The 6869-nt window shown below is 55.7% G+C and carries 8 protein-coding genes; all 8 read right to left on the reverse strand.

The window, feature by feature from the left end:
- Window positions 1–2: 2 nt before the first annotated feature.
- Entirely contained in the window at window positions 3–614 is a 612-nt protein-coding gene (gene hisIE, locus FDW94_RS04605) for a bifunctional phosphoribosyl-AMP cyclohydrolase/phosphoribosyl-ATP diphosphatase HisIE (RefSeq protein WP_137377213.1), read from the reverse strand.
- Window positions 608–1384, reverse strand: coding sequence for an imidazole glycerol phosphate synthase subunit HisF (gene hisF / locus FDW94_RS04610; protein WP_019077116.1), 777 nt, complete (start codon window positions 1382–1384; stop codon window positions 608–610). The genes hisIE and hisF overlap by 7 nt, the downstream gene beginning before the upstream one ends.
- Entirely contained in the window at window positions 1366–2103 is a 738-nt protein-coding gene (gene hisA, locus FDW94_RS04615) for a 1-(5-phosphoribosyl)-5-[(5-phosphoribosylamino)methylideneamino]imidazole-4-carboxamide isomerase (RefSeq protein ID WP_137377214.1), read from the reverse strand. Before hisA ends, hisF begins: the two co-directional genes overlap by 19 nt.
- A complete protein-coding gene (hisH, locus tag FDW94_RS04620) occupies window positions 2103–2693 on the reverse strand; it encodes an imidazole glycerol phosphate synthase subunit HisH (RefSeq protein ID WP_137377215.1) in 591 nt (196 codons plus the stop codon). Before hisH ends, hisA begins: the two co-directional genes overlap by 1 nt.
- A complete protein-coding gene (hisB, locus tag FDW94_RS04625; protein ID WP_000080054.1) occupies window positions 2693–3760 on the reverse strand; it encodes a bifunctional histidinol-phosphatase/imidazoleglycerol-phosphate dehydratase HisB in 1068 nt (355 codons plus the stop codon). The genes hisH and hisB overlap by 1 nt, the downstream gene beginning before the upstream one ends.
- On the reverse strand, window positions 3757–4836 hold the full coding sequence (gene hisC, locus FDW94_RS04630) for a histidinol-phosphate transaminase (protein ID WP_137377216.1): 1080 nt from the start codon (window positions 4834–4836) through the stop codon (window positions 3757–3759). The genes hisB and hisC overlap by 4 nt, the downstream gene beginning before the upstream one ends.
- Window positions 4833–6137, reverse strand: a complete 1305-nt coding sequence (gene hisD, locus FDW94_RS04635; protein ID WP_137377217.1) for a histidinol dehydrogenase — start codon at window positions 6135–6137, stop codon at window positions 4833–4835. Before hisD ends, hisC begins: the two co-directional genes overlap by 4 nt.
- Before the next feature lie 127 nt (window positions 6138–6264).
- Window positions 6265–6869: ATP phosphoribosyltransferase (gene hisG / locus FDW94_RS04640; RefSeq protein WP_249358302.1), on the reverse strand; the 605-nt coding region annotated here is incomplete at its 5' end.

Here is a 6869-nt window from a genome sequence, read left to right on the forward strand (position 1 = left end):
ACTTACTGATGACGCTTACGTAAATTCTCAATCACCATCGTCAGGTCGAGGTTCTGGTCCTGCAGCAGCACCAGCAGGTGATACATCAGATCAGAAGCTTCATTTGTCAGCTCAAAACGGTCGTTAACGGTCGCAGCCAGCGCGGTTTCTACGCCTTCTTCACCTACTTTCTGCGCGATACGTTTGGTGCCGCTGGCATACAGTTTCGCGGTGTAGGAACTGGCCGGGTCAGCGGTTTTACGTTCGGCCAGCAGTTGCTCAAGCTGATACAGGAACAGCCACTGGTGGCTTGCGTCACCAAAGCAGCTTGAGGTACCTTTATGGCAGGTTTGGCCAATCGGGTTAACCAGCACCAGCAGGGTGTCGTTGTCGCAGTCAGGGGCAATGCGCACCACATTCAGGAAGTGACCGGAGGTCTCTCCTTTGGTCCACAGGCGCTGTTTGGTCCGTGAGAAAAAGGTCACTTTGCCGCTTTCGAGCGTTTTATCCAGCGCCTCCGGGTTCATATACCCCAGCATCAATACTTCACCGGAAACCGCATGCTGCACGATGACTGGCATCAGCCCGTCGGTTTTTTTCCAGTCCAGTTCGCGGCATTGTTGCTTCGTTAACATATCCTGATCTCCACGCCCTGTGTTGCCAGGTACGCTTTTAATTCGCCAATATTGATAATTTGTTTGTGGAAGACGGAGGCGGCAAGCGCGCCGTCAACGTCGGCATCCCGGAAGGCTTCGAGGAAGTGTTCCATGGTGCCCGCGCCACCGGAGGCAATCAGCGGGACGTGGCAAACGTCACGCACTTTTTTCAGTTGTTCCAGGTCATAACCGTTACGTACGCCGTCCTGGTTCATCATGTTCAGGACGATTTCGCCCGCGCCGCGTTTTTGGACTTCCTGCACCCAGTCCAGTGTTTCCCACTGAGTGACGCGGGTACGACTTTCATCTCCGGTATACTGATTTACATGATATTTGCCGGTTTCGGCGTCATACCAGGTATCAATGCCCACCACGATGCACTGCACGCCAAAGCGATCCGCCAGACGGGTGATAAGTTCCGGTTCGGCCAGCGCCGGGGAGTTGATGGAGATTTTGTCCGCCCCGAAGGAGAGAATGCGCGCCGCATCGTCGATGGATTTAATGCCGCCGGCTACGCAGAACGGAATATCAATCACTTCCGCCACGCGTGATACCCAGCTTTTATCCACTACGCGGCCATCGCTGGAAGCGGTGATATCGTAGAACACCAGTTCATCTGCGCCTTCATCGGCATAGCGTTTTGCCAGCGGGACAATGTCGCCAATAATCTCGTGATTACGGAACTGGACGCCTTTTACCACCTGCCCATCACGGACGTCCAGACAAGGAATTATGCGTTTTGCCAGCATTGAATGGCCTCCTCAACGGTGAAGTTTCCTTCCAGCAGGGCGCGTCCGACGATCACGCCGCGAACTCCGGTCCCGCGCAGGGCCGCTACGTCCTCGATTCCGCCAATGCCGCCAGATGACTGAAACGCCACCTGCGGGTATTTGGCGCATACTTCTTCATACAGCGCGACGTTTGAGCCTGCCAGCGTACCGTCGCGGGAGATATCGGTGCACAGCACGTGTTTCAGGCCGACGGGTAAATAGGTCTCAACCAGTTCTTCCAGTGAAACCCCGGAATCTTCCTGCCAGCCACTGACCGCAACCTGTTTATTGCCGTGCTCGTCAATACGAACGTCCAGCGCCAGCACCAGTGCGTCGGCACCAAAACGGGCAAACCAGCTTTTGACTATCTCGGGGGATTTTACCGCCGTCGAACCCACCACCACGCGCGCCACACCTGCGTCAAGAAGCGCCGCCACGTCTGCTTCCGTACGCACGCCGCCGCCAACCTGTACCGGAACATTGACACCAGCGACCAGCGTTTTGAGCAGCGGGATCTGGCGCTGTGCCGGGTCTTTCGCGCCGGTTAAATCTACCAGGTGCAGCACTTCAGCACCCTGGGCTGCATAATCCTGCAAACGGGGGAGAGGATCGTTGCCGTAATCACGTTGCTTAGCGTAATCCCCCTGATGAAGACGCACCACCGTGCCGTCGATTAAATCTAATGCCGGAATAATCATTACATCTCCAGAAAGTTTTTCAGCAACTGTGCCCCAGCCGCGCCCGAACGTTCCGGGTGAAACTGTACGCCAAAGAAATTGTCCTTTTGTACTGCCGCGGTAAACGGTTCGCCGTAATTGCACTGGGCGATGGTCCACGGGTTTACCGGCATAGCGTAGCTGTGTACAAAGTAGAAATAGGCGCCATCATCAATGCCCTGGAACAGTCGATTTCCCGCCTGCGGATAGACGCGATTCCAGCCCATATGCGGCAGCGGCAGACCGAAATCGGTCATCTTCGGGACGTCCTGCTCAATAATGCCCAGCAGGGAGACACCGTTACTCTCTTCGCTGCGGCGGCCCAGCAGTTGCATACCTAAACAGATCCCCAGTACCGGTTGCGTGCAGGCTTTAATCAGTTCAATCAGTTCGCGCTCGTGCAACTGGTCCATAGCCGCCTGCGCGGTGCCGACGCCCGGCAGAAACAGTTTATCGGCGCGCAGCACCACGTCCGGGTCACGGCTGACAACAGGATCATATCCGTGGCGTGCGACGGCGGATTTTACCGAGTGCAGGTTGGCGCAGCCGGTGTCCAGAATCACCACGTTCATCACAGCACTCCTTTTGAGGAGGGCAGCGTGTCGCCTTCTACACGAATCGCCTGACGCAGCGTACGGCCAAAGGCTTTAAACAGGCTTTCCACGCGGTGGTGGTCATTTTTGCCTTTGGTTTTTAGGTGCAGGGTGACGCCCATAGTGTAAGAGAGTGAACGGAAGAAGTGTTCGATCATCTCCGTGCTCAGATCGCCAACGCGCTGGTAGGTAAACTCCGCGCGGTATTCCAGGTGCGGACGCCCGGAGATATCCAGCGCGCAACGTGCCAGGCACTCATCCATCGGCAGTACAAAACCAAAACGATTGATGCCGCGTTTATCGCCTAACGCCAGCTTTAAGGCTTCGCCCAGCGCCAGACCGGTATCTTCAACGGTGTGGTGATCGTCTATATACAGATCGCCCTTGACGGCAATCTCCATGCGAAAACCGCCGTGGGTGGCGATTTGATCCAGCATGTGGTCAAAGAAGCCAACGCCGGTATTGATTTTGCTGCGGCCTTCGCGGTCCAGCCAGACTTTGACGTCAATCTGCGTTTCTTTAGTATTACGCTCAACGTGTGCGTAGCGGTCACGTTTGGTCAACTGCTCGCCGATCATCGCCCAGTTCAGGGTATCGCGATGGTAACGCAATCCGCTAATGCCCATGTTTTCAGCGAGCTGAATATCGGTCGCCCGATCGCCAATGACGTAGCTGTTCGCCATATCCATGGCCTGTTCAACCAGATACTGTTCAACCAGCTTCACTTTTGGCTTACGGCAATCGCACTCGTCTGCTGGCAGGTGCGGGCAGATCAATACCTCATCAAACGTCACGCCCTGAGAGGTGAAAATTTGCATCATCAGGTTATGCGGACCGTCAAAATCAGCCTGCGGGAAACTCTGGGTTCCGAGTCCATCCTGGTTAGTGATCATAACCAGCTTAAAACCTGCTTTTTGCAGTTTCAGCAAAACGGGAACAACTTCCGGCTCGAAGGCGAGTTTGTCAAAGCGATCGACCTGAAAGTCACTTGGCGGTTCGGAAATCAGGGTTCCATCACGGTCAATAAAAAGATACTTCTGGCTCATACTTGCTCCGCACGTAAGGCGTCAATGACGCGCTGGCTCTCTTCACGGGTTCCGACAGTAATTCGCAGGCAGCCGCTTAACGAAGGTTGTTTATTCTGATCTCGTAAGATAATGCCCTGATCCCACAAAGATTTAAATACGCTACTTGATGCGGTGAAGCGCGCCAGAACATAGTTGGTTTCAGAATCGAATACCTGCTCTACACAGCGAATTGTTTTCAGGTTATCTACCAGATACTGACGCTCTTCCAGGATCTGCTCTACGCGTTTACGCATGGCGGAAATCCCTTGCGGCGTCAGCGCCTGGGCGGCGATATCTGCCACCGGCGTAGAGAGTGGGTAAGGGGCAATCACTTTTAACAGCAGATTGATAACCTCTTCATTCGCCAGCGTAAACCCGCAGCGTAAACCGGCGAGCGCAAACGCTTTGGACAACGTGCGTAATATCACCAGATGCGGATACTCAGACAGCCAGCCTGCCAGCGTGGCCTGCGGGCAAAACTCGATATACGCTTCATCGGCAACCACGATAGCTTTACCCTGCGTCATGTCGAGCAGCGAACGCAGATCCTGTGGCTTGATCAGTTGGCCGGTTGGGTTGTTCGGGCTGCATACGTAAACCACTTTCACGCCATCAAGCTTGTCCGCGATGCCTTGCAAATCAAGTTGCCAGCTATCAAGGGTTGGAACGGTGCGGCACTCAACGCCAATCGTTTCGGCGCTGACGCTGTACATGCCGTAAGTCGGCGGGCAGTAGAGAATGGCATCTTTACCGGGTTCGCAAAAAGCGCGCACCAGCTGTTCGATCCCTTCATCTGCGCCGCGGCTGACCAGTACCTGCTCCGGCTTGACGCCAGCATACTGCGCGTAATTCTCAATCACAGCTTTCGGCTGGCATTCAGGGTAGCGGTTCAGCGTTTGCTGAGTGAGCTGGAACTCAACGGCGGTTGGGTACTCATTCGCGTTGAGCCAGACATCGCCGTTACCGCCGAGTCGACGGGCAGACTGATAGGGCGTTAATTCGCGAACATTCTTACGGGCTAAATCAGTGACGCTGAGAAAGTTGTCAGTGCTCATGCTTGCTCCTTCAGGGCGTTAACGCGCAGGGTGACGGCATTTTTGTGGGCAGTCAGTCGTTCAGCAGCGGCCAGTGTTTCAATGGTTGAGGCCAGGGCAGAGAAACCTTGTGGGGTTAATTCCTGTACGGTCATCCGTTTCTGGAAATCAGCCAGCCCAAGGCTTGAGCAGGTCGCGGTATAGCCGTAGGTCGGAAGAACGTGGTTGGTGCCAGAAGCATAGTCGCCTGCGGATTCCGGCGACCAGTCCCCGAGGAACACCGAACCGGCGCTGGTGATCTCATCAACCAGTTCACGCGCGTTGCGGGTCTGAATAATCAGGTGTTCCGGACCGTAGGCGTTAGATATTTCAACGCACTGCGCCAGATCTTTCGCCACGATTAAGCGGCTGGCGGAGAGCGCCTGACGTGCGGTCTCAGCGCGGGAAAGCTCAGCGAGCTGGCGTTCAACGGCTTTGGCAACGCCTTCGGCAAGCGTAGCGTCTGGCGTCAGGAGAATAACCTGCGAGTCGGGGCCGTGTTCTGCCTGAGAAAGCAGGTCAGAGGCAACAAAGTCCGGCGTCGCACCGCTGTCGGCGATAACCAGCACTTCGGACGGGCCAGCAGGCATGTCGATGGCCGCGCCGTCAAGACGCTGGCTGACCTGGCGTTTGGCTTCGGTCACATATGCATTGCCCGGCCCGAAGATTTTATCGACCTTAGGAATAGATTCGGTGCCCAGCGCCAGCGCGGCAATAGCCTGCGCACCGCCCACATTAAACACCTCTTTTACGCCACACAGCTGCGCGGCGTAGAGGATTTCATCGGCAATCGGCGGCGGTGAGCACAGTACCACTTTTTTGCAACCGGCGATGCGCGCCGGGGTCGCCAGCATTAATACGGTGGAAAACAGCGGCGCCGAACCTCCAGGAATATACAGGCCCACGGAAGCGATAGGGCGGGTAACCTGCTGGCAACGCACGCCTGGCTGGGTCTCGATATCCACCGGTGGCAGGATCTGCGCGGTGTGGAAAGTATCAATATTACGCACCGCCGCCTGCATGGCTTGTTTCAGTTCGTCGCTAAGGCGACTGCTGGCTTGCTGGATTTCTTCCTCGGTCACGCGCAGCGCGCCAACCTCGGTTTTATCGAACTTTGCGCTATATTCACGCAGCGCCCGGTCGCCGTTATTTTTGACGTTCTCAAGGATCTCGGCCACCGTACGGCTGATGCTTTCAGAGGCGGAAATTGCCGGGCGCATCAGCAGTTCGCGCTGCTGCTCAGGGCTACAGCTATTCCAGTCAATCAGGGTATTGAAGCTCATGGTCGTTACTCCATTATCGGGTGTTGCCGGATGGCGGCGCTGCCTTATCCGGCCTACAAGACCCGTAATATCAATAATTGTGACAATTCTTGTAGACCTGATAAGCGAAGCGCCATCAGGCATCAGATCACTCCATCATCTTCTCAATCGGCAACACCAGAATTGAGCTTGCACCGAGCGCTTTCAGTTTTTCCATTGTTTCCCAGAACAGGGTTTCGCTGCTGACCATGTGCATGGCAACGCGCTGCTGGTCGCCTGCCAGAGGCAGAATGGTAGGGCGCTCAGCGCCGGGCAGCAGGGCGATGACCTCGTCCAGACGCTCGCTCGGCGCGTGCATCATGATGTATTTGGATTCACGGGCCTGAATAACCCCCTGGATACGGGTCAGCAGTTTGTCGATCAGTTGTTGCTTGGCTTCGGCCATTTCGCCGTCGCGCTGAATCAGACAGGCTTTAGAGCGGTAGATCACTTCTACTTCGCGCAGACCGTTGGCTTCAAGCGTTGCGCCGGTGGACACCAGATCGCAAATCGCATCAGCCAGACCCGCACGGGGAGCGACTTCTACTGAGCCGTTTAACAGACAAGATTTAAACGAAACTCCTTTCTGATCGAGATAACGTTTGAGCAGGTGTGGGTAAGAGGTCGCGATACGTTTACCGTTCAGCGCTGCCGGGCCATCCCAGGCTTCATCAACCGGGGTAGCCAGCGAGAGACGGCAGCCGCCGAAGTCCA

The sequence above is a fragment of the Citrobacter sp. wls757 genome, assembly GCF_005280935.1.
In the GTDB taxonomy this organism is placed as follows: domain Bacteria; phylum Pseudomonadota; class Gammaproteobacteria; order Enterobacterales; family Enterobacteriaceae; genus Citrobacter; species Citrobacter portucalensis.

Coding starts and splice junctions, on each gene's coding strand:
- hisIE (WP_137377213.1), bottom strand. CDS start 614: ATGTTAACGAAGCAACAATGCCGCGAACTGGACTGGAAAAAAACCGAC.
- hisF (WP_019077116.1), bottom strand. CDS start 1,384: ATGCTGGCAAAACGCATAATTCCTTGTCTGGACGTCCGTGATGGGCAG.
- hisA (WP_137377214.1), bottom strand. CDS start 2,103: ATGATTATTCCGGCATTAGATTTAATCGACGGCACGGTGGTGCGTCTT.
- hisH (WP_137377215.1), bottom strand. CDS start 2,693: ATGAACGTGGTGATTCTGGACACCGGCTGCGCCAACCTGCACTCGGTA.
- hisB (WP_000080054.1), bottom strand. CDS start 3,760: ATGAGCCAGAAGTATCTTTTTATTGACCGTGATGGAACCCTGATTTCC.
- hisC (WP_137377216.1), bottom strand. CDS start 4,836: ATGAGCACTGACAACTTTCTCAGCGTCACTGATTTAGCCCGTAAGAAT.
- hisD (WP_137377217.1), bottom strand. CDS start 6,137: ATGAGCTTCAATACCCTGATTGACTGGAATAGCTGTAGCCCTGAGCAG.